Source organism: Enterococcus sp. AZ050, assembly GCF_051715085.1.
GTDB classification, from domain to species: domain Bacteria; phylum Bacillota; class Bacilli; order Lactobacillales; family Enterococcaceae; genus Enterococcus; species Enterococcus faecalis.
Window position 1 is genome coordinate 1,666,929 of record NZ_JBIOTC010000001.1, and the last position, 26,156, is coordinate 1,693,084.

26 protein-coding genes and 1 pseudogene are annotated in these 26,156 nt (G+C 39.4%); 11 read left to right on the forward strand and 16 right to left on the reverse strand.

Annotated features, from left to right (window positions below; all coding sequences use genetic code 11):
* Window positions 1–60: 60 nt before the first annotated feature.
* From IGJ04_RS08110 to IGJ04_RS08135, 6 genes are all read right to left on the reverse strand, one after another.
* Window positions 61–789 carry a LytR/AlgR family response regulator transcription factor gene (locus tag IGJ04_RS08110; protein WP_002367483.1) on the reverse strand — a complete coding sequence of 243 codons (729 nt, stop codon included), beginning with the start codon at window positions 787–789 and terminating at the stop codon, window positions 61–63.
* On the reverse strand, window positions 770–2,539 hold the full coding sequence (locus IGJ04_RS08115) for a sensor histidine kinase (protein WP_071646835.1): 1,770 nt from the start codon (window positions 2,537–2,539) through the stop codon (window positions 770–772). Before IGJ04_RS08115 ends, IGJ04_RS08110 begins: the two co-directional genes overlap by 20 nt.
* A gap of 91 nt (window positions 2,540–2,630) precedes the next feature.
* Window positions 2,631–3,449 carry a MetQ/NlpA family ABC transporter substrate-binding protein gene (locus IGJ04_RS08120; protein WP_002354826.1) on the reverse strand — a complete coding sequence of 273 codons (819 nt, stop codon included), beginning with the start codon at window positions 3,447–3,449 and terminating at the stop codon, window positions 2,631–2,633.
* A 12-nt stretch (window positions 3,450–3,461) separates the two neighbouring features.
* The gene (locus IGJ04_RS08125) at window positions 3,462–4,133 is read right to left on the reverse strand and encodes a methionine ABC transporter permease (RefSeq protein ID WP_002368484.1); all 672 of its coding nucleotides are present in this window, start codon (window positions 4,131–4,133) and stop codon (window positions 3,462–3,464) included.
* Window positions 4,130–4,852, reverse strand: coding sequence for a methionine ABC transporter ATP-binding protein (locus IGJ04_RS08130; protein ID WP_002354824.1), 723 nt, complete (start codon window positions 4,850–4,852; stop codon window positions 4,130–4,132). Before IGJ04_RS08130 ends, IGJ04_RS08125 begins: the two co-directional genes overlap by 4 nt.
* Window positions 4,853–5,214: 362 nt before the next feature.
* Window positions 5,215–5,613 (reverse strand): OsmC family protein, encoded by a 399-nt coding sequence (locus tag IGJ04_RS08135; RefSeq protein ID WP_438840109.1) that lies wholly within the window; start codon window positions 5,611–5,613, stop codon window positions 5,215–5,217.
* Window positions 5,614–5,813: 200 nt separating this feature from the next.
* Between IGJ04_RS08135 and rpsN the strand changes: the two genes are divergently transcribed.
* The 5 genes from rpsN to IGJ04_RS08160 all read left to right on the forward strand — a co-directional run bounded on the left by rpsN (window position 5,814) and on the right by IGJ04_RS08160 (window position 9,046).
* Entirely contained in the window at window positions 5,814–6,083 is a 270-nt protein-coding gene (rpsN, locus tag IGJ04_RS08140; RefSeq protein WP_002354822.1) for a 30S ribosomal protein S14, read from the forward strand.
* Window positions 6,084–6,193: 110 nt separating this feature from the next.
* The gene (rpmG, locus tag IGJ04_RS08145) at window positions 6,194–6,343 is read left to right on the forward strand and encodes a 50S ribosomal protein L33 (RefSeq protein WP_002354818.1); all 150 of its coding nucleotides are present in this window, start codon (window positions 6,194–6,196) and stop codon (window positions 6,341–6,343) included.
* A gap of 15 nt (window positions 6,344–6,358) precedes the next feature.
* Entirely contained in the window at window positions 6,359–7,333 is a 975-nt protein-coding gene (locus IGJ04_RS08150) for a CobW family GTP-binding protein (protein WP_438840110.1), read from the forward strand.
* A gap of 34 nt (window positions 7,334–7,367) precedes the next feature.
* Window positions 7,368–7,490, forward strand: coding sequence for a putative metal homeostasis protein (locus tag IGJ04_RS08155; RefSeq protein WP_002383181.1), 123 nt, complete (start codon window positions 7,368–7,370; stop codon window positions 7,488–7,490).
* Window positions 7,491–7,510: 20 nt separating this feature from the next.
* Window positions 7,511–9,046, forward strand: a complete 1,536-nt coding sequence (locus tag IGJ04_RS08160) for a metal ABC transporter solute-binding protein, Zn/Mn family (RefSeq protein ID WP_438840111.1) — start codon at window positions 7,511–7,513, stop codon at window positions 9,044–9,046.
* 57 nt (window positions 9,047–9,103) lie between these two features.
* On the opposite strand, the gene IGJ04_RS08165 is transcribed toward IGJ04_RS08160, so the two are convergent.
* The 3 genes from IGJ04_RS08165 to IGJ04_RS08175 form a co-directional block, all read right to left on the reverse strand.
* The gene (locus IGJ04_RS08165; RefSeq protein WP_002413934.1) at window positions 9,104–10,078 is read right to left on the reverse strand and encodes a tRNA dihydrouridine synthase; all 975 of its coding nucleotides are present in this window, start codon (window positions 10,076–10,078) and stop codon (window positions 9,104–9,106) included.
* Between the two features lie 188 nt (window positions 10,079–10,266).
* Entirely contained in the window at window positions 10,267–11,037 is a 771-nt protein-coding gene (locus IGJ04_RS08170) for an ABC transporter permease (RefSeq protein WP_002354811.1), read from the reverse strand.
* Window positions 11,030–11,965 (reverse strand): ABC transporter ATP-binding protein, encoded by a 936-nt coding sequence (locus tag IGJ04_RS08175; protein ID WP_002354809.1) that lies wholly within the window; start codon window positions 11,963–11,965, stop codon window positions 11,030–11,032. Before IGJ04_RS08175 ends, IGJ04_RS08170 begins: the two co-directional genes overlap by 8 nt.
* Before the next feature lie 257 nt (window positions 11,966–12,222).
* Between IGJ04_RS08175 and IGJ04_RS08180 the strand changes: the two genes are divergently transcribed.
* The 5 genes from IGJ04_RS08180 to IGJ04_RS08200 all read left to right on the forward strand — a co-directional run bounded on the left by IGJ04_RS08180 (window position 12,223) and on the right by IGJ04_RS08200 (window position 17,469).
* Window positions 12,223–12,642: a PTS sugar transporter subunit IIA gene (locus IGJ04_RS08180; RefSeq protein ID WP_002354802.1), complete on the forward strand. Its 420-nt coding sequence runs from the start codon at window positions 12,223–12,225 to the stop codon at window positions 12,640–12,642.
* Between the two features lie 12 nt (window positions 12,643–12,654).
* Window positions 12,655–13,146 (forward strand): PTS system mannose/fructose/N-acetylgalactosamine-transporter subunit IIB, encoded by a 492-nt coding sequence (locus IGJ04_RS08185; protein ID WP_002354800.1) that lies wholly within the window; start codon window positions 12,655–12,657, stop codon window positions 13,144–13,146.
* Window positions 13,147–13,162: 16 nt separating this feature from the next.
* On the forward strand, window positions 13,163–13,978 hold the full coding sequence (locus IGJ04_RS08190; protein ID WP_002365419.1) for a PTS mannose/fructose/sorbose/N-acetylgalactosamine transporter subunit IIC: 816 nt from the start codon (window positions 13,163–13,165) through the stop codon (window positions 13,976–13,978).
* Complete coding sequence (locus IGJ04_RS08195) at window positions 13,975–14,802, forward strand: PTS system mannose/fructose/sorbose family transporter subunit IID (protein ID WP_002360964.1); 828 nt, start codon at window positions 13,975–13,977, stop codon at window positions 14,800–14,802. Before IGJ04_RS08190 ends, IGJ04_RS08195 begins: the two co-directional genes overlap by 4 nt.
* Before the next feature lie 147 nt (window positions 14,803–14,949).
* Window positions 14,950–17,469 carry a sigma 54-interacting transcriptional regulator gene (locus tag IGJ04_RS08200; protein ID WP_438840112.1) on the forward strand — a complete coding sequence of 840 codons (2,520 nt, stop codon included), beginning with the start codon at window positions 14,950–14,952 and terminating at the stop codon, window positions 17,467–17,469.
* Between the two features lie 42 nt (window positions 17,470–17,511).
* On the opposite strand, the gene IGJ04_RS08205 is transcribed toward IGJ04_RS08200, so the two are convergent.
* The 7 genes and pseudogenes from IGJ04_RS08205 to IGJ04_RS08235 all read right to left on the reverse strand — a co-directional run bounded on the left by IGJ04_RS08205 (window position 17,512) and on the right by IGJ04_RS08235 (window position 25,329).
* A complete protein-coding gene (locus IGJ04_RS08205) occupies window positions 17,512–20,388 on the reverse strand; it encodes a DUF3427 domain-containing protein (RefSeq protein ID WP_179141021.1) in 2,877 nt (958 codons plus the stop codon).
* Entirely contained in the window at window positions 20,381–20,797 is a 417-nt protein-coding gene (locus tag IGJ04_RS08210; RefSeq protein WP_002381045.1) for a (deoxy)nucleoside triphosphate pyrophosphohydrolase, read from the reverse strand. The genes IGJ04_RS08205 and IGJ04_RS08210 overlap by 8 nt, the downstream gene beginning before the upstream one ends.
* 543 nt (window positions 20,798–21,340) lie before the next feature.
* Window positions 21,341–21,733, reverse strand: a complete 393-nt coding sequence (gene rpsI, locus IGJ04_RS08215) for a 30S ribosomal protein S9 (protein ID WP_002354786.1) — start codon at window positions 21,731–21,733, stop codon at window positions 21,341–21,343.
* 13 nt (window positions 21,734–21,746) lie between these two features.
* Entirely contained in the window at window positions 21,747–22,175 is a 429-nt protein-coding gene (gene rplM / locus IGJ04_RS08220; RefSeq protein ID WP_048670019.1) for a 50S ribosomal protein L13, read from the reverse strand.
* A gap of 236 nt (window positions 22,176–22,411) precedes the next feature.
* Window positions 22,412–22,879, reverse strand: a complete 468-nt coding sequence (locus IGJ04_RS08225) for a Dps family protein (protein WP_002354782.1) — start codon at window positions 22,877–22,879, stop codon at window positions 22,412–22,414.
* A 127-nt stretch (window positions 22,880–23,006) separates the two neighbouring features.
* Window positions 23,007–23,725: pseudogene (locus IGJ04_RS08230) on the reverse strand (DUF5105 domain-containing protein).
* An 83-nt stretch (window positions 23,726–23,808) separates the two neighbouring features.
* The gene (locus IGJ04_RS08235; RefSeq protein WP_438840113.1) at window positions 23,809–25,329 is read right to left on the reverse strand and encodes a gluconokinase; all 1,521 of its coding nucleotides are present in this window, start codon (window positions 25,327–25,329) and stop codon (window positions 23,809–23,811) included.
* 108 nt (window positions 25,330–25,437) lie between these two features.
* Here IGJ04_RS08235 and IGJ04_RS08240 point away from each other — a divergent pair, with 108 nt between their 5' ends.
* Window positions 25,438–26,130: a prepilin peptidase gene (locus tag IGJ04_RS08240; RefSeq protein WP_025193391.1), complete on the forward strand. Its 693-nt coding sequence runs from the start codon at window positions 25,438–25,440 to the stop codon at window positions 26,128–26,130.
* Window positions 26,131–26,156: the final 26 nt, after the last annotated feature.

A 26,156-nucleotide genomic window follows, 5' to 3' on the forward strand; every position in this document is an offset into this window, starting at 1 on the left:
TCTTCACCAAATGCAAAAATCACCACTTGAAATGCATTCGACATTTCAAGTGGTGATTTTTTAACTTAAGCCAAGTTTTTCTTTAAATTCTTTGACGTATGAACGGCTAACAGGTACTTTTGAGCCGTTGGTTAAAATTACTTGCAACGTGTTATTAAACCACGGCTGAATTTCTTGAATTTTTGTTCGATTCAAGATGAAACTTCGATGCGTTTTAATAAAGAGCGTGGCAGGTAATTTTTGTTCGATACTGTTGAGGGTCCCTGTCATCTTATAGACCTGTTGATCCACAAAAATGCTCAGTTGCCGTTCTTCGACAGAAACAAGGTAAATATCTTCTGGCGCCACAAGATAAATGCGGTCTTCCCCTTGAATAGGTATTGCTTCAGATTTTGGTCCTTTTTCAGCAGTGTTTTCTGGGACAGCTTGACCCATTTCTTTCGATGCTTTTTCAATGACTTGTGTTATTTTTTCTTCTTCAAAAGGTTTCAAAATATAATCTTTTGCATTCACTTGAAAGGCCTTTAACGCATATTGATCATAGGCGGTTGCAAAGACCAAGTAGGGCGCTTTTTTAAGATGGGTTAATTTTTCCGCTAAATCAAACCCGCTTTCATCGGTCAAATGAATATCTAAAAATAACAAATCTGGCTTTTGATCCATCATCTCTTCCATTGCCTCCGCCACAGAATCCGCTTCTGCAACGCTCGTCACTTGCGGATGTTGGGAAACAAGATAGCTCAATTCTTCTCGTGCTAAGGGCTCATCATCAACGATTAATACGTGCATCTAATTCCTCCTGTTCCATCGGGATTTCTAAATGAACATGGCTCCCGCCTGTCTCTAAATTTTCAATTAAAAAACAACCTTCTGATCCATAAAGGTTCGCCATTCTGCGGGACAAGTTTTCCAGTGCCGTGCCGGTGCCTTTTTCCGAAGTCACTGTCGTCTTTCCTAATAGCAAGCGGCGTTCTTCGGGAATCCCTTGCCCATTGTCATACACATCCACATGTAATTTGTGTTGTTTTGCTTTGACCACTACCCGGACTTGATTGTTCTCCTTCCGGCTGCCAAATGCATGCTTGATGGTATTTTCCACTAACACCTGAATCGCATACGGCGGTACTTTTTCTGAAGCAACCGCTTCTTCCACGTCAAATGTTACTTGATAACGATTCGGAAACCGTGCTTGTTCTAATGACAAATAGGCTTTTACTTGTTCTAGTTCTTGTGAAACTGGGATCGTAGTTTGCACGGCTCCCTGTAAGTTGCCTCGAAAGTATTTACTTAATTGAAGCAATAGTTTCCGCGCTTTTTCACTGTCTTTCCGCATTAATGCGGAAATAGTATTGATGGCATTAAAGAAGAAATGCGGGTTCACTTGCGCTTGCAAGGATTTAATTTCAGCTTCTTTAAGTAATTTTGATTGTACTTCCGCTTCACCTAATTCAATTTGTGAAGAAAAAATTGTCCCAAGACCTTCTGCTAACTGCTCCTCGACATGCGTTAACTGCGCTGGATCCGTAAAATACATTTTTAAGGTGCCAACAATTTGCTGATGGGAAAATAATGGAATCACAATCGCCGCTTGCAACGGACAATTAGGGTCCGAACAACCAACTTCTTCTTTGGCATGCGCGATGGTCATTTGGCCCGTCCGTAACACTTCCCGAGAAAGCTCTGTAATGACTTCTAGCTCTGGAATATGATGATCGCTTCCTGCACCAACATGAGCTAAAATTTGATGACTGTTTGTCATGCTAATCGCACTGACTTTTGTATAATGCTTAATAATCTCCGCAACTTTTTTGCTGGAATTTTTATTGAGTCCTTCTCGAAAATAAGGCAGTGTTTCCGCTGCTAATTCCAAAACATCGTGCGTCTGAACCGCTTTGGCCTGCTCTTCTTGTTTCAATGTCGTCGTTAGAATCGACATAAAAATGAACGTTCCTACGCTATTTAACAAAATCATCGGCAGCGCAATAAAACGAACCAACGTGGCTCCATCCGATAGATCACCGCTGAAAAAGAAAATAAACATCATCTGAATCATTTCCATGCACGCTCCGACAATGGCAGAAAAGCCGGCAGACGGAAAAACGGTTTGCTTTGCCATGCGGCTCCCTAAAAAACCAGCAATTAAGCCAACAATTAAAGAAGCAGGCACATAAAAGAAACTATGCCCCCCGCCTTGAATAACCCGATGAAAGCCAGCAATTAAACCAACCGTACTGCCGACAATCGGACCACCCACTAATCCAGAAACGCCAATTACTAACGTACGCGTATTCGCAATGGAAGCATTGCTGCTTAAATAGGTTAGTAAATTATTGGGAACAATCTGATTCTTAGCGATTTCGATACCTGTAAAATTAGAAATAATAGCAAATAAACCAAAAATCAAAATCAACTGAACTTTTGAAGACATTTTTTCACGACTTAATAAAACACGCTTAAAATAAGGCACATTCACTAAAAGAAAGGCCAGTAAAATAATTAAGCCCACCCGTTCCATCATTAAAATAAATAATTCGACCACACCGGCACCTCCTTCCTATTAACTATACTATAAATCAAAGAAAAGAAAAAAATGAAGCTTCTCAAAAAAGAGGCTTCATTTTTTCTATTCATTAAAACGCAGGAATATTAGCGCCTTTAGAATTTTTCTTGATGTATTCAGCAACTTCTTTTGTTGTCATCGCTTCTTTTAAAACCTTGATTTTTTCGCTATCTTTTTCGCCTTTGCGTGTCACAACTTGCAATGCGTAATGTTTACTTGCTTCTTCATCTTCTAACAAGATCGCATCTTTCGTTGTTAAACCAGCAGGTTCTAAGTAGGCTGGGTAGCAGAACACCATAGCGATGTCTTTTTCATCATAGGCTTTAGCTAAATTCAGTAAATCAATGCTTTCAAAAGTGATGTTTTTAGGATTTTCCACGACATCTGCCACCGTGCCGTTAAAGCCGACACCTTCTTTTAATTTAATCACGCCGTTTGCATTTAAAATTGCTAAAGCACGACCTTCATTGGTTGGATCGCTAGGAATCCCCACTTTGGCATTTTCAGGTAAATCTTTCGCATCTTGATATTCTTTTGAATAGAAACCACCAGCAAAATAATAAATCGGTTGCACAGCCACTAAATCAGCTTTTTTCTCTTTGTTAAACATTTCCATGAAAGGTTGATGTTGCGCAAAATTAGCATCCGCTTCGTCATGTTGCACGGCATCGTTGTAGGCAACATTGTCGCTCACTTCCATAATGTTAATTTTGTACCCTTTTTTCTCAGCTTCTTTCTTGGCAATCTCCAAGATATCTTTTGAAGATTCCAATTGCACGGCAACGGTAATCTCCTTGTCTTCTTTCTGATCTGCTTGTTTATTTCCCCCACAGGCAGCTAAAATAACTGTTGCAATAACAGCGAATGTTGCTAAATAAAACTTCTTCATTCTTTTGTCCTCCTACTTTCTTTTGTCTAGTTTTTGGGCAATGAAGTTCCCAAGCATTTGTAAAATGAAGACCAGTGCAATCATAATCACAATGGCAACATACATAATACCGTATTCATACCGTTGATACCCGACACGAACTGCAAAATCGCCAATCCCGCCGCCACCAACAACACCCATCACCGTGGAATATGAAACCATACTCACTGTCGTGGTTGTGTAAGCAAGGACCAATCCGCTACGTGCTTCCACCAATAAAAAGTGCCAAATGTATTGGACTTTCGAGGTGCCTAACGAATTAGCTAAAAAATAAATTTCTTCTGGAACATCCAACAGCACTTGTTCAACCAAGCGAGCAAAAATCGCGATCGCAACAATACTCAATGGCACAGATGAAGGAATTGGGCCAAACGCCTTTCCTAAAACAGAACGAGTAACTGGAATCAACGCAATCACAAATAATAAATAAGGAAACGAACGAATAACAGTTACAATGAAATTTAAAACCCAGTATAGCCAAGGTTGATGCCCTTTGACTTTCGGATTAGCCAAAAATAGTCCTAAGCCTAAAGGCAAGCCGACAAGCAAACAGATAGCCATCGAAATCGACATCATAATCCCTGTTTCTTTTAAACCGACCAGCATAGATGGCCAATATTCGGCAAAGGTTTCTGAAAAAGTCATGGGCGCAAACTCCTTTCCACTTTTTCTAAATAGGAAAGCGGTTCTTCCTCATATTGCTGAGGATTATTCAGAAATTCGCCAATTAACTGACCTTTTTCCATCACTAAGATACGATTACATAAGCGCTTCACGGTTTCTAATTCGTGACTAACAAAGAAAATAGTCGGTCGGAATTCCTGATGCGTCTTATGTAATAGTCGAACGACACTTTCTGTATTTTCTTCATCTAATGAACTCGTTGCCTCGTCACATAATAACCATTTTGGATTACGGCTCAACGCTCGAGCAATAGAGACACGCTGTTTTTCCCCACCAGAAAGCTGAGCAGGATACGCTTCTGCCTTATGGGCCATATCAACAAACGTTAATAAACGCTCAATTTTTTCAGGCTGTTTCTCTTTTAAAAGTTTCAAAGGCAACGCAACATTATCATAAATTTTCAAATTTTCTAACAAATTGTAATGCTGAAACACCATCCCCATTTGTTGTTGCTGCTGGCGAACTTCTTTTTTAGAGAAGGTTTGAACATTTCTGCCATCAATACGAATCTCCCCTTCACTCGGTTGTTCCATTAAATTCAACAAACGTAACAACGTGGACTTGCCAGAGCCACTTTTCCCAACAATCCCAACGATTTCTCCTGGTTGGACAGAAAAGTGAATATTTTTTAACGCGTGTGTCTCTTGATAGACTTTCGACACATTCACTAACTCAATCATGATTACCTCCTAAAGGCCGACAAACAAACTATAACAACTAAAAAAACTGTATAACAATTAAAGTAATTCTGTGAAACGATTTAAAAAAACTATTACGAATTAAAAAATAACACACGTTTCGAAAAACAGCGGTATATCAGAGATGTAACTACTTACATCATCTACTAAAACAGAAAAAAAAGCAACCTTTTTATTTGTGAAAAAAACACTATCTGTTTTTTGTCTGTATTATTTTGTACAAATGAATTAAAAATTTCCTGTTTCTACAGCTATTTCCCCACGCTCCTACTAAAAAAAGACATTCTCAGAAACGAGGCATCCAAAAAGGGAAAAGCGCTCGTAACGATAATGTCTCTAATGGTTTACTTTTTAAATACAACTGTTTCTTCGACAGTAATTCTTTCAGCTAATGATTGAATCACTGGACAGTTTGGGGAGACAAGCTTCAAACACCGTGTCGCCCGTTCTTGAAAGGCTTCTGGAACAGCCACATAAAAGAGAATCGTCACCTGTTTTAATGGTTGTGCGCGTCTCTCTACTTCTCTTGAATACGTGACTTCTATTTTTTCAAACTCAAAGGGAATGTGCGAATTTTCCAAAACGGATTGATACACGTACCCCCCACAAGCGCCAATTGCCGAAACGAGCATTTGAACTGGCGAGTATCCCTCTTCTTTTGCTAACACCCAGCGCGCTGTTTTCGTTTGTAATTCAAATTTTTCCACACCACGAATAATCGTCAAACGTTCTACCATTGCCATCTTCACTCCTTTTTACTCTTTCTTAAAAGATACTACAAAACAGCGCTAAAACAAACATTTCTAACTTCTCAACTTAGCAAGTCCTAAAAAAAACGAAATTCTCACTTGACAAACAACGCAACACCTGATAATATACTTCCGTTCAAATCGTAACCATTACGATTTAGATTTTATAAATCCAAAAAGAAAGGAAGTGCCTTATGGCTAAAAAATCAAAAATTGCTAAAGCAAAAAAACAACAAGCAATGATTGCAAAATATGCGCCTATTCGCCAAGCCTTAAAAGAAGCTGGCGATTATGAAGGTCTTAGCAAATTGCCAAAAGATGCTCATCCAAGTCGCTTAAAACTCCGCGATCAAACAGATGGGCGCCCACGTGGCTACATGCGTAAATTTGGCATGTCTCGGATTCGTTTCCGTGAATTGGCTCACCAAGGCTTGATTCCTGGCGTCAAAAAAGCAAGCTGGTAACTCATTATTTCGATAAAGACAACTAGCGAGGACGGTCGCATTTGGGCTGACCTCGCAGCCCCCTTTATCTTTTATACGCAATTAAAAAAATCAAATTGGAGGACGGTACTATGCGCCAAACCATTACGTTAGCTTGCGCTGAAACTGGCGAGCGCCTTTACTTAACAAGTAAAAACAAACGAAATACACCAGAAAAATTACAGCTGAAAAAATATTCACCAAAATTACGGCGCCGCGCACTTTTCACTGAAGTCAAATAACAGGAGGAAAACTTGATGGGCATTCCAATCACCATTGTTTCTGGCTTTTTAGGCGCAGGAAAAACAACCTTAATTAACCATGCGCTTGCGCAGTCACCGTTTCCTAAAGAAGAAATTATTATTATTGAAAATGAATTTGGTCAAACAGGCGTTGACCACGCATTACTTTTACAAACCACGGAACGAATTATTCAATTAAATAACGGTTGCATGTGTTGCAGCTTACGAGGAGATCTTCTTGCCTCTTTATCAGCAATCTTAGAAGTGTACCAAGAAGAACAACAACCCATTGCCCAAGTCATTTTAGAAACAACGGGCATTGCTGATCCGCAACCAATCATTCAAACAATTTTAACGACCCCGCACATCAAAAATCATTTCTATATAGACAGTCTCTTAACGGTCGTTGATGGGCATCATTGGCAACAGCAACTTCAAGAAGCCGAAGTCATCAAACAACTGGCCTTAGCAGATCGCCTCTTTTTTTCTGTCAAGGAACCAGCAGACATCACTCAGCTACCAACGTTCCAAGAAACCCTTCGTACCATTAATCCTTTTGCTGATATTTCATCCTTTCAAGCCAACGAGCCTCTTTTGGCTAGTGACTTTTTTCAATTAAATAAGTTTACGGCAACACTTACAGAACACGAAATGACTCATTCCCCGCATGAGCACGCCCACGAGCATCATCACCATACCTTTCACTCCCTTACGCTAACGGCGTCCTCAGCCCTCAACGAACCTCTTTTCACTCGTTGGCTTGATTGGTTAATGTATACACATCAGGAAAAGTTATACCGTTTCAAAGGGATTCTCGCCTTACAGGAGCATGACTTGGCCATTGCCATGCAAGGCGTCAACCAGCAAGTGGCCTTTCAAATGACGAATCAACCCCCTCAAGAAACGACAATTGTTCTGATTGGCAAAGAATTAGAGACAAAAAAAATTCAAGAAACCTTTCAAACCCTCAACAAAATAGCTACTCCGTAAATTATTTTTTTACGAAATGGAGGTCCTATATATAATGGAAAAAACTGACTTATCTAGCGCTTATCGTCGACTGAAAAGTCCCAACATCAAAACACGAAAACGCGCACTTAAAATCATTAAAGAACATAAGCGCAATAAACAAAAGAAAATTGCGTAATTCACTAAAGGAGCACACCTATGAAAAAATTTACTCTTCCCCTGTTAGCCGCCTTATCGCTAATCCTTTTCGGCGCTTGCGGCAAAACAAACACCTCTGATAAAACCGCTGACGGTAAAGAAAAACTATCCATTGTCACGACTTTTTATCCTATGTACGATTTCACTAAAAATATTGTAGGCGCTGAAGGAGACGTCAAATTGTTAATCCCTGCTGGTTCTGAACCCCACGATTATGAACCATCCGCCAAAGATATGGCTACCATCCATGATGCGGATGTTTTCGTTTACCACAATGAAAATATGGAATCTTGGGTACCAAAAGCTGCTAAAGGCTGGAAAAAAGGAGCCCCGAACGTCATTAAAGGTACCGAAAACATGGTCTTACTTCCTGGCAGTGACGAAGACGGACACGACCATGACCACGAACACGGCGAAGAAGGCCACCACCATGAATTAGATCCGCATACTTGGGTTTCGCCCCATCGTGCCATTCAAGAAGTCACAAACATCAAAGAACAATTAGTCAAACTTTACCCTAAAAAAGCCAAAACATTTGAAACAAACGCAGAAAAATACTTAACAAAATTAACAGCCTTAGACAAAGAGTTCCAAACAGCTTTGAAAGACGCTAAGCAAAAAAGTTTTGTTACCCAACATGCTGCATTTGGTTATCTTGCCTTAGATTACGGCTTAAAACAAGTGCCAATAGCTGGTTTAACACCTGAACAAGAGCCAACAGCAGGGCGCTTGGCAGAGTTGAAAAAATATGTCACAGACAACCAAATTCGCTATATTTATTTTGAAAAAAATGCCAACGATAAAATTGCTAAAACGTTAGCTGACGAAGCGAATGTTCAATTGGAAGTCCTAAACCCGCTAGAAAGTTTGACACAAAAACAAATGGACAATGGCGAAGATTATCTTTCTGTAATGAAAGAAAACTTAACTGCTTTGAAAAAAACAACAGATACAGCCGGGAAAGAGGTTCAGCCAGAAACCTCTGAAAAAACAGAAAAAACCGTGGCTAACGGCTATTTCAAAGACAGTGAGGTGGCTGAGAGAACACTGGCAGATTACGCTGGAAATTGGCAATCCGTCTATCCTTTATTAAAAGATGGCACATTAGACCAAGTCTTCGATTACAAAGCGAAACTGAAAAAAGATAAAACACCAGCCGAATACAAAACCTACTATGATGCCGGCTATCAAACTGATGTCGACCACATCAACATCACTGATTCCACCATTGAATTTCTGGTCAATGGCAAACCACAAAAATTCACCTATAAAGCAGCCGGTTATAAAATTTTAAACTATGCAAAAGGCAACCGTGGCGTCCGTTTCCTTTTTGAAACAGACGATGCCAATGCTGGGCGGTTTAAATACGTCCAATTTAGCGACCACAACATCGCACCAACGAAAGCCGCTCATTTCCACATCTTCTTCGGCGGCGATAGCCAAGAAAGTCTGTTCAATGAAATGGACAACTGGCCAACGTATTATCCAAACGACTTAAGCAAACAAGAAATTGCCCAAGAAATGATTGCGCATTAAGCATTCAAAAGAGAGGAGGTAGCATTAGCTAAAATGCTACCTCCTCTCTTTTTTTATTTAGTCAAGCACACCATGTTCTGCTTCAAACGTCGCTAACAACTGGCGCACTTCATCCGTTGATTTTGTATTCATTAATTGTGCTCTTAAATCACTGGCACCTGGAAAGCCTTTGACATAAATTTTGAAGAAGCGATGCAGCCCAACGATGGAGCGAGGCACCAATTCTGCATACTTGTCTTGCAAATCCAATTGTAAACGTAACAAGCCCAGTAATTCTTGTGGCGTATGTGTTTTGGGTTCTTTTTCAAAGGCATAAGGATTTTTAAAAATCCCCCGACCAATCATGATGCCATCTACACCATATTGTTCTGCTAATTCTAGGCCCTTTTGACGATCGGGAATATCCCCATTAATCGTAATTGTCGTTTGCGGTGCGACACGGTCCCGAATAGCCATAATTTGCGGAATGACCTCCCAATGGGCATCCACTTTGCTCATCTCTTTTCGTGTTCGCAAATGAATGGATAGATTCGCAATGTCTTGCTCTAATAAATGCGTGATCCACGCCTCCATTTCCGCCATTTCAGTAAACCCAATGCGTGTTTTGACACTAACAGGTAAGCCACCTGCTTTGGCGGCGTCAATCAATTCAGCCGCAACTTCTGGGCGCAAAATCAGCCCGCTGCCTTTTCCACGCTCAGCCACGTTAGGCACAGGACAGCCCATATTTATATCTAATCCTTGAAAGCCCATCTCCGCTACGCCGATACTCATTTCACGGAAAAATTCCGGTTTATCCCCCCAAATATGTGCCACCATCGGCTGTTCATCTTCTGTAAAAACGAGGCGCCCGCGCACACTATCTTTTCCTTCAGGATGACAATAACTATCTGAATTAGTAAACTCTGTAAAAAACACATCTGGTGCCCCAGCTTCTTTCACGACATGACGAAAGACCACATCAGTGACATCTTCCATTGGTGCTAAAACAAAAAAGGGCTTTGGCAATGTTGCCCAAAAATTCTTGCTCATCTTCATATACTCCGTTTCTGATTTTTTCTTTATTTTCAACGACAACTTGTCGACATATTCTGGTGCGAAACATTGCTATTATACAGGGAAATGCACGAAGAATCAAAAAAGGCATACTTAGAAACAAGAAAACTGTCTGAATCTGCTCGCTAGAATGAGTGATTCAGACAGTTTAATCTTTTTACGGCTTAACTACGTAAGCCACGCCCTGTTTCTACAAGGTACCAACAAATGCCATATAAAACGACAATAAATAAGATTAAAATGGTCATAGAAATACCAATTGGCACATCTTGAACCCCTAGGAAACCGTAGCGGAACCCAGAAATCATGTAAACAATCGGATTAACTTTTGAGACAGCTTGCCAAAATGGCGGCAACATGGAAATGGCATAGAAAACCCCACCCAAATAGGTTAAAGGCTGTAACACAAAGGTCGGCACAATCGATACATCATCATAGGATTGCGCAAAAATACCATTTAACAAACCAGCTAAAGAAAAGAGAATCGCTGTCATCAATAAAGTCATGATGACCATCAGCCAAGAAACAACGTGCAATGGCACAAAAAATAGAGAAATGATGGTGACTAACGCACCGACCAAAATACTACGACCAACGCCACCAATCACAAATCCCCAAATAATCACATGAGTTGGAACTGGCGCCACAAGAATTTCTTCGATATTTTTCTGGAATTTTTGTGAGAAAAAGGAAGATGAAACATTGGCGTACGAGCTTGTAATGGCTGACATCATAATTAAACCTGGCACGATAAATTCCATATAAGAAAAACCGCCCATGTCGCCAATTCGCCCGCCAATCATTTTCCCAAAAATCACAAAATATAAGGACGTCGTAATTACTGGCGGTACCAGTGTTTGGACCCAAATCCGTAAATAACGGTTGGTTTCCTTCACAGCTAAACTTTTTAAAGCAGTAAAATACAGACTAAACATGTTGATCCTCCCTTTGGTACGTATCCTCGGTAATCTTCAAGAAGAGCTCTTCCAAACGGTTGGACTTATTCCGCATTGACAATACTTTGATTCCTTGTTGACTTAGCTGTTCAAACAAGTGATTGACTCCTTGGTTTCGTTCCACTTCCACCGCTAACGTTAACTCGTCCTCAAATACGCTTTGATAGCCTTCAATAACTGGCGCCTGCGTATAAGGTGCTAAATCAAAAATAAACGTTTCAAATTGTAATTTTGCTAACAAGTGCTTCATGCTGGTGTTTTCAATCAATTCACCAGACTGAATAATCCCAATGTTACGACACAACATCTCAGCTTCTTCTAAGTAATGGGTCGTCAAAATAATCGTGGTTCCCTGCGCATTTAACTCTTGTAAAAAGGCCCACATTTCACGGCGCAATTCAATATCGACACCTGCAGTTGGTTCATCTAAAATCAATAACTTCGGCTCATGCATCAGCGCGCGAGCAATCATCAAGCGACGTTTCATTCCGCCAGAAAGCATCCGAGCCCGCTCGTTCCGTTTTTCCCATAAATTGGATTGTTTTAAATACTTTTCACTCCGTTTCATGGCTTCTTTACGAGACACCCCATAATAGCCCGCTTGATTGACCACAATCTGCTGGACCGTTTCAAACGGATTGAAGTTAAACTCCTGCGGCACTAACCCAATCTGTTGCTTCGCCCGCACCATTTCCGTATCTAAATCATACCCAAAAATTTTGACTTTCCCCGAAGTCTTATTAACTAACGAGGTCACAATCCCAATCGTCGTTGATTTTCCTGCGCCATTCGGTCCCAAAAGAGCATAAAAATCGCCTTCTTCGACTGTTAAATCAATCCCCCGCAACGCTTCAACACCTGAAGCGTACACTTTGCGTAAATCTTGTATCACAAGAGCATCAGTCATTCGTAACTCTCCTTAATGTATAAATATTCATGAATATTATTGTAACACTTCTCGATAAAAACGGGGGTTATTTTGATTAAATTTCACAGTTTTGCTTAGCTATTTTTCAACAACAAACTAGCCAACGATTAACGTGTTTATTTTGATTTAAAACTGTTTAAACAGTTTCAAGAACGTTAAACTCCTTTCAAATCAAGGATTTAGAGTTCTCTTTTTTTGGCACAGAACTTGCTTTATATAAAAGTGAGGTGAAAAGAATGAAAAGAAAATTTTTAATTGCTAGTCATGGAAACTTAGCGAAAGGCTTCCAAAGTTCCTTGGATATTCTCGCAGACAAAGGAAAAGAGCTGGCGGTCATCAATGCCTATGTGACTCCTGAAGACTACACGCCAATTATTCAAACGTTTCTTCAGTCCCTTGGCGCAGAAGAACAAGCTATTATTTTAACAGATTTATATGGTGGTAGTGTCAATCAAAAAATTGTTCAAGAAGTCATGACGACAAAACCAGACAATGTTTTTATCATTTCCAATGCCAACTTAGCCATTGCCTTGTCGCTGATTTTCTTAAAAGAAGGCGAAAAGCTAACCAAAGAAGATATTCAAGCAGCAATTGCTGAAGCACAAATTCAATTCGTTGAATTAAACCCATCAAATGAAGAAGAAAACTTTTTTTAGGAGGAAATTAAAATGATTACACAAGTACGAGTAGACGACAGATTAATTCACGGCCAAGTAGCCGTAGTTTGGACCAAAGAATTGAATGCCCCCTTATTAGTTGTAGCGAATGATGAAGCAGCCAAAAACGAAGTAATGCAAATGACGTTAAAAATGGCTGTCCCTAATGGCATGAAACTATTAATTCGCTCAGTTGATGATGCGATTGATGTCTTTAATGATCCTCGTGGCAAAGACAAACGAATTTTTGTAATTGTGAACAGTGTAGCGGATGCTACTAAAATTGCGAAAAACGTGACAGATATTGAAAGTGTGAATGTTGCCAACGCTGGCCGCTTTGATAAATCAGATCCAGCCACCAAAACAATGGTTTTCCCAAGTGTCCAATTAAACCCTGAAGAGTTAGAAGCTGCCAAAGAATTAGCCAGTTTGACTCACGTGGAAAGCTATAACCAAGTACTGCCAACCAACTCAAAATTAAGTCTAAAACAAGCCGTCAATTAAAAGGAGGAAATGAACAATGCTTATGCATGCAACAATGGCAGCCTTAGCTGTATTTATCTGTTTTGCTGGGAACTATTTAACTGGTCAAAGTATGATGGAACGTCCCTTAGTCGTTGGATTAGTCACAGGAATTTTAATGGGCGACATGAAAACAGGGGTCTTAATGGGGGCCTCTTTGGAAGCAATTTTCTTAGGAAATGTTAATATCGGTGGTGTTATCGCCGCGGAACCTGTAACTGCGACTACTTTAGCCACAACGTTTGCAATTATTTCAAATGTCGAACAAAAAGCCGCCATGACGTTAGCCGTACCAATTGGGATGTTAGCTGCTTTCGTGGTGATGTTTTTAAAAAATGTCTTTATGAATATCTTTGCTCCTTCTCTTGACAAAGCAGCACGTGAAGGCAACCAAAAAATGGTTGTGACACTGCATTACGGAACGTGGATTATTTATTATTTAATCATCGCTTCGATTTCATTTATCGGAATTTTAGCAGGAAGCGGGCCAGTAAATCTGTTTGTTGAAAGTATTCCACAAAATTTGATGAACGGCTTAAGCGCAGCTGGCGGACTTTTACCTGCCGTTGGGTTTGCCATGTTAATGAAACTGTTATGGGATAATAAATTAGCCGTCTTTTACATTTTAGGCTTTGTTTTAACCGCGTACCTACAATTACCAGCCGTTGCGGTAGCGGTCATCGGGACAGTAATTTGTGTCGTGAGTGCCCAACGGGATGTAGAATTTCGCGACATTCTAAAAAGAAAACCTGCGGCGTCTTCTGCGGTTGAAGGCAGCGCGAAAGAAATCGAAGAGGAGGACTTTTTCGCATGAAGTTAAAAGAGAATTTATCTAAAGAAGAGAAAAAAATGATGCGCTCTGTTTTCTGGCGTTCTTGGACGATGAACGCTAGCCGGACAGGAGCTACACAATACCACGCAGTGGGTGTCATGTACACTTTACTCCCAGTTATCAATCGTTTTTATAAAACCAAGGAAGAACGGGCCGAGGCATTGGTGCGTCACACCACTTGGTTCAATGCAACCATGCATATCAATAACTTCATCATGGGGCTCGTTGCTTCGATGGAAAAACAAAACAGTGAAGACGAAAATTTTGATGCTAGCTCTATTACAGCGGTTAAAGCCTCACTAATGGGGCCACTTTCAGGCATCGGTGATTCCTTCTTCTGGGGCATCTTGCGTGTCATTGCTGCCGGTATTGGGATTTCATTAGCCAGCACTGGTTCGCCATTAGGGGCGATTGTCTTCTTACTTTTATACAACGTCCCTGCGTTCTTAATTCACTATTATGCGTTGTATAGCGGCTACTCAATCGGTGAAAGTTTTATCCAAAAAATGTACGAATCAGGCGGAATGAAGATACTCACAAAAGTATCGAGTATGCTAGGCTTAATGATGATGGGCAGTATGACTGCTTCAAATGTAAAATTCAAAACGATTCTTGAAGTTTCCGTTAAAGGAAGCGAAGACGTAGTTAAAATCCAAGACTATTTGGATCAACTATTCGTCGGTATCGTACCATTAGCCGTGACATTACTTGCTTTCTGGCTATTACGCAAAAAAGTCAATGTTAACGTAGTGATGTTTGGCATCATGTTCTTAGGCATCTTGCTAGGATTACTAGGCATCTGTTAAAATTGAAACAATAAACATTTAATTATTAAACACTTAGAGCCTGAGACAAAAATCCAAAGTGATTTTTATCTCAGGCTTAAAAGCTGATAAACGGCGGGAACAGAAGCAACCCCTTTCCCGACCTCTCTTTTGGAAGGACGATGAATCATGCGCTTGGAGACCTACCAACACTTAGTTGATATTTTAGAAACCAGCAACACCCCGATGAGCACACAAGAAATTGCCACAAAAATTCAATTAAGCCGCTCGGTAACCAGCTTATACTTAAATAAATTATTGGAAAAAGGTGAAGTCCAACAAACGGGAAAAAAAACCGTTTATTGGCAATTAACCCGTGCAACAACCCCCACGACCGATGTGTTTCGACAATACATCGGTAGCCAAGGCAGCGCCAAAAAAGCCATCGAACAATGCAAAGCCGCTATGTTGTATCCCCCGTTGGGTATGCCTTTATTAATCCATGGAGCCAGTGGCGTCGGCAAAAGCTTTTTGGCAAAACTGATTTATGAGTATCTGAAAAATGAACAAATCATTGGCCTGGAAAAATTCTACACCTTTAACTGTGCCGATTATGCCAACAATCCCGAATTACTGTCATCCATTCTCTTCGGCCATACCAAAGGCGCATTCACTGGGGCTGAATCAGAAAAGCAAGGACTCTTGGCCCAAGCCAATAATTCCGTACTCTTTTTAGATGAAGTACATCGATTATCCAATGAAAACCAAGAAAAACTCTTTCAGTTTATGGATACAGGAACCTTCCGCCCCATTGGTGAAGAAGGAAAAATGGTGCATTCCAAGGTCCGGCTACTATTTGCGACCACCGAAAACCCGAAAAAAGTCTTATTACCAACCTTTTATCGCCGAATTTCCGTAATCGTCTCACTTCCGAACTTCAAAGAGCGCCCCATTCGAGAACGGATTGCGATTTTAAAAAACTTATTCCACCGAGAAGCGAAACGAATGACCAAAGACATCAACGTGGACGAAGAAATCTTTACGGCATTATTAGAAAATGACGAACCTGGCAACGTGGGAAGTTTATCCAACAAAGTGCAGCTCCTTTGCGCGTCACAATTACGAAAAACTTTGCCCAATCAACCCGTCGTCATTGGCGATGCGACTCAACCAATGATTACGATTCCTTTAGACAAAGAAGTGTTAGAAGAAGACACACTTTCTTCCGATATTTTCGCAACATTTGAAGCCTTATTTACAAAAGAAAAAACACTGGCCCACTTAAAAACTGAACTGACACAATTCATTAAATATTGTTTAGACGATAAAATAACCTTAGAGAATGATTATTTTTTACAAAACCTAGTCACGGAAGTCCAAACCAAAAACAAACTAATTATTAACCAACCTGAACAAACTGAAAAACCGATGAAAGATGTTGCCAAATTGCTGAAAATTTTACCGCCAACATTTAACGAAACAATGCTCCTTCCAGTCCAAGCACAGTTAAAAGAACACTATCCGCGAACGGTTTCCCTCGTGAAAAACTTAGTCAGTCCGCTGCCAGAAGAATACCGTTTCTTGACAGAGGTACTCTTATCTGTATTACTCAGCGGGGAAATTTCTGAAACGATTCCTTACCAAGCGCTCCTCGTGGCGCATGGTGAATCGACTGCCACAAGTATTCAAGCCGTTGCCAACAAATTATGTGGTACCTATATTTTTGATGCGATTAACATGCCCTTAACCTCTTCGGTCAGAGATATCGTCGCCGAAGTTAAAGAGTGGCTTTCTCAGCGGGACACATCACAAGGCGTCATTATGCTCGTCGATATGGGTTCCCTGACACAACTTTATAAAAGTTTGAAACCGCAAATTCTTGGAGAACTTTTGGTGATCAACAACCTGACCACTGCCTATGCGTTGGAAATTGGTCATCAATTAATGAACGAACAACTTTTCTATGGTATTGCTAAAACCGCTGAAAAAAAATTTAAAACCGATGTACAGTACTTTGAAGGCTTTTCAGTGGAAAAAAATATCATTGTCTCTAGTATTTCAGGTCTGGATATTGCCAAGCAAATCAAACAAATCTGTCAAAAATACCTGTATACTGACATTAAAGTCATTACCCTAAAATACAAAGATTTGGTAAACACGTTAGACATTGCCAACGCCGAAGAAAATTATTTAAAAGAAACCTCGCTCATTTTGACGACGTCCTACTTAGACAATCATACGAATGTTGCTAGCGTGAATCTCTTAGACATGTTAGACGAAGATGCAGGAACCCAGTTGATGGAACCTTTCCAAAACTTGATGCATCCCAATAACATTGATAGCATGATTAACGAGTTTGTTCACTTCTTCTCGAAAGAAGGCTTGTCAGAAAAACTAGAATTTCTAAATCCTGACGTCATTATTAAACAAGTCGAAAACGTTACAAAAAACATTGAAAAACGCTTCGACCTCACACTCAGCGGCAAAATGAAATTTAACTTAATGATGCACAACGCGCTCATGGTAGAGCGGACAATGCTCGGCGTTGAAGACTATGAAGTCCCTGCTAACCTCGAGGAACTAACCATTAACCAAAAACCATTTTTCCAAAATGCTAAGAACATTTTCTATACCCTAGAACAGTTTTATCGAATAGAAATTTCCAACTGGGAACTCTATGTGATTTATGAAATTTTGTCTTCTCGGTGAGAGGGGATGGGAAAAGCCACTTTCCAGAGGAAAGTGGCTTTTTTAGTTTGTGTTCTGCGTTAAAAATTCATACATATTAGGTTCTACAGGTGTTTCTAAGGTAAAGTCTAGTTTAACGACGCTTTTTTTCTTACCCTCTTTGTCTTGTTTTTCGACTTGTTGGATAGTTTCTTGAAGAGGGGCTACTTCGCCTAGATAATAGAAATCTGTTTCGTTCTCTTTTTGATTATATTTCCGTTTCACAAATAAATGAAATTTATATTCCCCAGGATTCCGCAAAAGTTGAACTTCTGGCGAGCGTAGATTTCTAGGCGCTTTTGTATACCAATGGAATGTTCGTTCATCAATAAATTCATCCTCATAAGCAATACGTGCAGCTTTAAAATCTTTGCCTTTATCCAAAGTTACAAAAATAGCAAAATGATTATTACTGTTTGTATATCCACCAATACTTTGTTCATTTTGATTAAAGTTCATATTTAATAATCGTAAAACATCTTTGCGACGATATTTTTTGTATAAATTTAACGGTTGGGATAAATCATACTCCATAGATTTGTTAATCCCTGTATGGATTACATCTAACATCAAATTGATGAAATAAGAATTCTTTTTAAACTCTCTGAATTTTTCTGTTATTTGTAAACAATTTTCTTTCATCTTAAACATTTGTGATAACAAATAACGTTTTCTAATTGTTGATTCGTAAAAAGATAAATCTAAGACTTTAACAACAGATGCTAGAGTATCTGTCGTATACGTCAGGTTAAACGTATCAAACAGCGCTGTGATTTCCTCTAAAGATAACTGTTCTTTATCTGTCATTAAAAATTCTTCAATAACATAAAGTTCATGCGGGCGAATTCCTGATAGCAATTCTACAGAAACAAATTTTAGTGCACCGTTTTCTTCTTCACTTAATTTAGCTTCTGTTTCCCCAATTCTCTCCAAGAAATTATAGTATGTTTTTTCTTTACCTATAATCAACAATGGATCCACGCCATCTAACACTTGAAAATCATTCAGGTAAGGAACCCTATTCAACCGATTTTTCAACTTAAAATAACTAGCTTTTAGTTCCGACATCGCATCTAATTTAGCTTGATCAATTGATTTAAAGATACGTTCACGAGCAACTTTTTCAAAATTAATTGAAGATAAACCACTGATATACGTCACATCAATTGTATCGCGACGTAAACTATTCTTAGTTTGAGAACTATCTCCAGATAAAGCCATAGGAATCATATAGTTATTTTTATAATTACCAATAAAATCAATTACCGTAACAAATTCTTTTGATGGGTCTTTTCTTAGCCCCCGACCTAATTGCTGAATAAAAATAATACTAGATTGCGTATTTCGCAGCATAATTACTTGATTTACTTTAGGGATATCAATGCCTTCATTAAAAATATCAACCGTGAAGATATAATGAATCTCTCCAGTATCTAAACGCTTAATTTCCTTTTCTCTTTTATCAAAATTATGGTCACCAGATAAATAAGCACTCGGAATTCCACGATCGTTAAACATCTCTGCTAACTGCCTTGCTTCGTCTTTACGACTACAAAACACCAAGCCTCGAGGACTATCTCCCGAATAACCATAATAGTTAATTTTTTTTATTAAAAAATCAACTCGTTCTTCCTGTAGCAAACGTTTTAAATCGGTTGTTTCATCAATGATTTCACCATCTTTTTCATAATCAGTTACGCCAAAATAATAAAATGGACAAAGCAGTTCTGCTTCTAAAGCGGCTTGCAAACGTATTTCATACGCTACATTATAATCAAATAGCTCAAAGATATTAAAATTATCTGTTCTTTCAGGTGTAGCCGTCATTCCCAATAAAAACTTGGGATTGAAAAATTCAATGGCTTTAATATAAGATTTCGCTCCAGCTTTATGGACTTCATCAATCAAAATATAGTCAAACGCTTCTTTTCCTAAACGCTCTTGATATTCACTTTTAGATACTGTTTGAATTGTTCCAAATAGATATTTTGCATCAAAATTCTTAGAATTCCCTGATAAAACACCATAATCATCATCTTTTCCACCTAAAATCAATTTGAATGATTCTAATGCTTTCATTAAAATTAGCTCACTATGAACAATAAATAATACACGTTTAGGATTGAATTGCTGCACATCAAATGCTGCTAGATACGTTTTCCCTGTACCAGTTGCCGAAACAATCATTCCCTTAGTTGCGCCCGTTTCTCTAAGCGCTTTTAAACTTCTAAGCGCTTCTTTCTGCATAGAGTTCGGCAAAATATATTGCGTATCTAAACACTCGTTTTCAGAAACATCTTGCACTAACATCTTTCTATTAACAATAGGATGATAATTTTTTTCAAATGCATCGACCCATTCTAGGGTTAGCGACTGTGCCTCATGCCATTCTTGAATGAGATGCTTTTGAATAGAAGAAACCATCTCGCCATTCTCTCTTGAAGTTAATCTAACATTCCACTCATAGTTAAGTTTCAAAGCAGACATTGTTAGGTTCGAACTACCAATAACAAAGCTTTGATAATCCTCCATCTCAAACAAATATCCTTTTGAATGAAAACCTTCTTTTTTAGAAACTCGTACTTCTACATTTGGAATATTCAACAATGCTCGAAATACGTGTGGATCATTAAAATTTAAGTATGTTGATGTTAAAATTTTTCCAGAGATTCCACGCAAAGCCAGATCAGCCAGTTGTGTTTTTATTGCATTTAAGCCACTAGGTGTTATAAATGCAACGGCTATAAAAAAAGTCTTACAGCTTTTCAAATCTTTACTCAATGTATTCAATAAATAATCATGTTTTTTGGGATTGTTAACAATAAATTTAGGTGTAAGTTCGTCACCTAGAGCTTCCTTATTAATAAATGCCTTTTGTAACGCCAATTCTAAATTATCCATTTTGTTCAGTTCCCACACCTTTTTCTACTAATTTTTCCACAGTAGGAATATCAGCAGGCGCCCACTCAAGTTGGTTTAATTCATTTGGCGTTAGCCATTTAATTTGTAGATGTTCTGTCAACTGAGGTTCACCTGATTCTAAATAACAGATAAATGTAGTTAAATTAACGAAACCAAAATCATACTCATATCGACAAAAAGCATACTCTTCCTTGACGATCGTTACTTCTATTTTTAATTCTTCTTGCAATTCACGTTCAAGCGCTTGAACTTTCGTCTCACCATTCTCGATTTTTCCACCAGGAAATTCCCAAAGATTTGCTAATGCACGTTCAGGTCCTCTTTGACAACACAAAACTTTCCCGTTCTCCACTATGATTGCTCCTACTACGTGAATTTCTTTTTTCATATATTTTAACCCTCTAATCTAATTGATTTTGTTAGTTTTATTATATTTAGGATCGCATAAATAAGCTATGGTTGCAATATTAGTGGCGTAAATTTCATTTATTATATTTGTTTTTTGATTTACTATACTTTAATTATTTAATAACTCTTCAGTTTAAACATACTAATCTCTCAAAAAACCGCAACTTACTCCCTCCAAAACGCAAGAGAGAAAAAGTTAATAAAGAAATATCTCCCAAAAACGTATGATGAATTCAAAGAAAAAAGAAATAGCGGCGATCAAAATGAGTAAATCAACTAAAAAGAAATGTATCATCTGCGTAAGTGCGTTATTCGTAATGAGTATACTTGCTGAAATCGGAATCAATTATTCTCTTGGTAAGAAAGATAAACATATTGTCAGTATGTGAATTTTTATATACTGGTTTATGACAGAACACACACTGTCGCTACCATAAAAAAAGACACCTTCCAAAAAATGGAAAGTGTCTTGAAACATTGTAATTGATTCGTAAGCGAACATGTTCGCAACGACTCCAAATAATTAACGTTTTGAGAACTGTGAAGCTTTACGAGCTTTCTTAAGACCTGGTTTTTTACGTTCAACCATACGTGCGTCACGAGTAAGTAACCCAGCGCGTTTTAAAGCAGAACGGAAGTCAGGATCTACTTGTAACAATGCACGAGCGATTCCGTGACGGATAGCTCCTGATTGTCCAGCATAGCCACCACCGTTTACGTTTACGATTACATCGTAAGCGCCTTTTGTTTCAGTTACGCCAAATGGTTGGTTGATAACTTCACGCAAGTCAGCATGTGGAATATATTCTTCTACGTCTTTTTTGTTTACAGTAATTTTACCAGTACCTGGTACTAAGCGTACGCGGGCAACTGCATTTTTACGACGGCCTGTGCCGCTATATTGTACTTGTGCCAATGAATTTCCCTCCTTAAATTAAGTTCGTGATATCTAATACTTCTGGTTGTTGTGCAGCATGTGGATGCTCAGCTCCACCGTATACGTTCAATTTAGTAAATTGTTTACGTCCTAAAGTGTTTTTAGGTAGCATACCTTTTACAGAAGTTTCGATAAGACGGCGAGAGTTTTTGTCGCGTAATTCACCAGCTGTCACTGATTTTAATCCTCCAGGATACATTGAGTGACGGTAGTAAATTTTGTCTGTAGCTTTTTTACCTGTTAATTTTACTTTATCAGCGTTAATTACGATTACGAAATCTCCAGTATCCACATGTGGTGTGAATGTTGGTTTATTTTTACCACGTAGTACAGAAGCAACAACTGCTGATAGACGTCCTAAAGGAACATCTGTTGCATCTACTACGTACCATTTACGTTCTACTTCGCCAGCTTTGGCCATATATGTTGTACGCACGTTTCTTTCCTCCAATTTTGTTTTCGATGTTTGACATACACTTGAGTTTCCGGGGCTCATTGTGGGGCAAACAATACCATTTAATATTTTACCTTCAATCACTGATAAAGTCAATGTTTTTCTGCGCTTTCAGAAAATAGATTTTCACTTATTTTTTCGTGCCTTTTAAACAGAAAAAAACCGCCAACGTCAACGTCAGCGGCTTTGGGAGTTGTTTTAAATTATGCGTCAATACCAGGCGCTTTGCCAAGTTTGGCTTGTAACATCCAAATATTTTTTTCGATGTCTGTTTTGTTTGCGATGAAAATGTCTTGTGTGCAGTCGTCGCCTTCTTCACCAGAAACTTCGATTCCTTTTGCGTAAAGGTCTGCTAAATAACGGTAGCCTGCTACTAATTTTTCCATACGTTCTGGAATGGTGCGGTCCCAGTTACCAATTTCATCTTCAATTTTTGTATTTTCTGCGAATTCACGCAATGTTGAGAATGGAGAGCCGTCCAATGTGATTAAACGTTCTGAAACAACATCTAATTGCTCATTGATTTGATCCATGTATTCATCCATTTGTGGGTGAAGTGTTAAAAATTCAGGTCCACGCATATACCAATGTGTTTGATGAATTACCACGGAAAATTGGCTTAAATCTGCAACGAGTTGGTTCAAAATTTCTTTTGTTTTTTCAAATTTCATTCTTTGTCATCCTCCTAAATATTATTTCTACACTCTTAGTGTAATATGAATTGTGAAAAAAGTACACTGAAAACCTTTCTTTTTTAAAATTATTATCAAATTATAATAATTACAATTAAGAATTTAATTAATTTCCTGAAATCGCTGTTTTTTCATCCGCAGTGACGACTTTTTGTTCCGCTTGAGTGAGGATCGTGTCGAGTGCCTCTGTTAACTCGTCAGTATCTTCTTTTCCTGTGACGAAAGCTAAAAAAACTGATTCAGTCTCAGTTGCTCCGCTGCCGGCAAGTACCATTGTCCTTCTACTTGCTTAACCGTTAATGGCAGTTCAACTGGCTCATGGCTGACATTGATTTGTTGGATTTCTTTTTTTAAAACGGCTAACGTGTGCTGCATGTCTAGCGCTTGTGTTGCCTGTTGCGTTTGCTGAAGAAGAGCAGTGGTTGTATCTTCAATCGCCGTCACAAAATCTAAGCCCTTAATCTGAAAAGTGATTGTCGCTTGCCCATTCAATTCTTTTGTGGCTACTAGTTGATATGACGCTTTTTTCTTCACTTGAGCCAGTAATTCTGTGCTAAGCTTCTGGGCTTCAGTCTCGGTGACTTCAGCGTTCATTTCTTTTAAGCTATTGAAAAACTGCTTCTGGAACTGTTGACGGCTCGTCTGCAAATGCTCCGCCAAGACTTTCGGTTCACGAAAAGTTTGAGAGAATGTCGCTGGCTTTTCTTGATAAATAAAGTAATCTACCAACTGTTGCGCTGCTTTTTCGCCGGAACGAGACGGTGCACTGCAGCTTGCTAACGCCCCAATGAATAACAGAAATAGTGGTAGTAGCTGTTTCTTCATTCCTCATCCTCATTTCCTCAAGTCTTTGTCTCTCTTCTAGTTAAGCAACTTCTCAGCCATTTGTCAAAGCTATTTACTATCAATTATTTGCGGAATTCTGCTAATTTTTGATAACTTTGTGCTAAAACTTGTTGGGTTTCTTGAAAAACAGGATACAGTTCTTGATAAACTAGCAATTGATCCGCTCGTGGCGTGACCGTTTCATGAATCAGCACCTGTTGCGCCGCTGCTTGCAAATTTGGTAACTGCCCTAAGCCTTGCCAACCTAGCAAAACAGCGCCTAATGCCGAAGCTTCGGTACTATCAGTGAACGATAACGTTTCTCCCAGCACATCAGCCATGATTTGACGGAACACAGGGGAATCAGCAAAGCCGCCTGTCGCCCGAATCTCCTGAACGGGTCCACCGAGTTGTTTCAAATCCTCTAAAATAGTTTTTAAATTGAAACAGATTCCTTCCACCACCGCTCGAGCTAAATGTCCGGCATGGTGATTTTTGCGCAAGCCAATAAAACTTGCGCTCGCCTCTGCATTCCACAGCGGTGCTCGTTCACCTAGCAAATAAGGATGAAACAGTAAGCCATTTGCCCCGGCTGGCACAGTTGCAATTTTGGCCATAATTGGGTCATAGAGATCGGTCCCGTTTTGGATAGCTTGCTGACGTTCTTCTGCAAAAATCGTTTGGCTCGCCCAATCTAACGCAACTGCACCATTACTACTTGCGCCACCAATCACCCAGTGCTGTTCATCTAGAGCAAAACAAAACGTTTCACCTTGCGGATGCAAAAAAGGTTCCTCGACAATATACCGAAGTGCGCCGCTCGTACCAACGGTCAAAGTCGCTACACCCATTCCTAGCGCTCCCAAACCTAAATTAGACAATGGACCATCCGCGCCACCAAGAACTAAAACCGTTTCTTCTTCAACACCAAGCATCTCTTGCCAAGAAGGCGCTAATGCTGGAAAAATGAACGTTGACGGGGCAACTTTTGGCAACTGTTCCTCCTCAATAGATAAATACGCTAAAATCGACGATTCCCATTGCCGTGTGTGAATATTAAATAAACCCATTCCTGAAGCACTACTATAATCTGTCCAGTATTCGCCAAAGAAACGGTAAAAAATGTAATCCTTAATCCCAATAAACTTGGCCGCGCTCTGCGCAACGGCTGGCTGATTTTCCTGCAGCCAGCGAATCTTGTATAAAGGCGCCATTGGATGAACTGGCATGCCTGTCAATTGATAAAACAATTGGGCCGCTGGCGTTTCTTTTAACGCTTCCGCATAATCAGATGCTCGTGTGTCAGCCCAAGTAATCACTTGGGTCAATGGGCGTCCTTGCGCATCCATGGCAATTAAGCCATGCATCGCTGAAGCAAAAGAAATGAGCCCAATTGGTTGATTCTTCACTTGCTGTGTGACGGTTCGAATACAGTTCACCACAGCTTGGAACAGCGTTTCTGGGTCTTGCTCCGCCATTCCTTCAGTCTCTTGAATTAATGGATAACGAACATAGCTAGAAGCTACGACTGTGCCATTTGCTTGAAAAGCCACTGCTTTGGTTTGCGTGGTGCCAACGTCGACACCAATCGCTAATTTTTCCATTTGATTCCCTCATTTCTTGTTTCTTTTATTATTCCTAACAAAAAAAGATTTGTCTAGTCAAATGAAAAAGTTTAAAAAAAGCGTAGTTTATTTTTAAGGAGGTAACCTATGTTTTTCTTGAGTCTCTTTTTGATTGGTGCCTGTTTCGGTTCTTTTTTATGCTTAGTGGCGGAGCGCTTACCAGTAGGGCGTTCTCTGTGGTGGCCCCCTTCCCACTGTCAAGGTTGCCACCAGCCTCTACAACTCTATGAATTAATTCCAGTTGTTTCGATTTTGCTGCAGCGCTTTCGTTGTCGAAAGTGTCAACAGCCAGTAGCTAAGAGTTATCTTTTAGCAGAACTTGTCATGGGCGGCTTAACCGCAAGCTGTTTTTCAGCTGGCCTGACGATTGATGCTTTGATTCTCTGGTGGTGGCTGACGAGTGCTTTCACATTATCCTTGATTGATTACTGGTATTTAGTGGTTGAACCGAAGATTCTTTATCCTAGTTTTTTTGTGCTTTGCTTACTGAAAGTGGCGGGTCAGCATTCGTTTTACTTACTGACTGGTCTTTTTTGTTTTTGTTTTTTCCAAGCCGTCTTACATTATTTTCCGGAAGCCATGGGGCGAGGGGATCTTTTGTTACTGGGTTTGTGGGGCTGTTTTTTACAGGTACCTCAGTTGCTGATGCTACTATTTTTTGCCAGTAGTTATGGCCTAATCTATGGCTACAGCTGTAAATTTTTGGGGTATCCAGTTGAACAGACACTTCCTTTTGTCCCCTTTTTAAGTTTGGGCTTACTCACAATCAGTTGGTTATAGCAAATAAAAAAAGCCGCAAGGAGCAT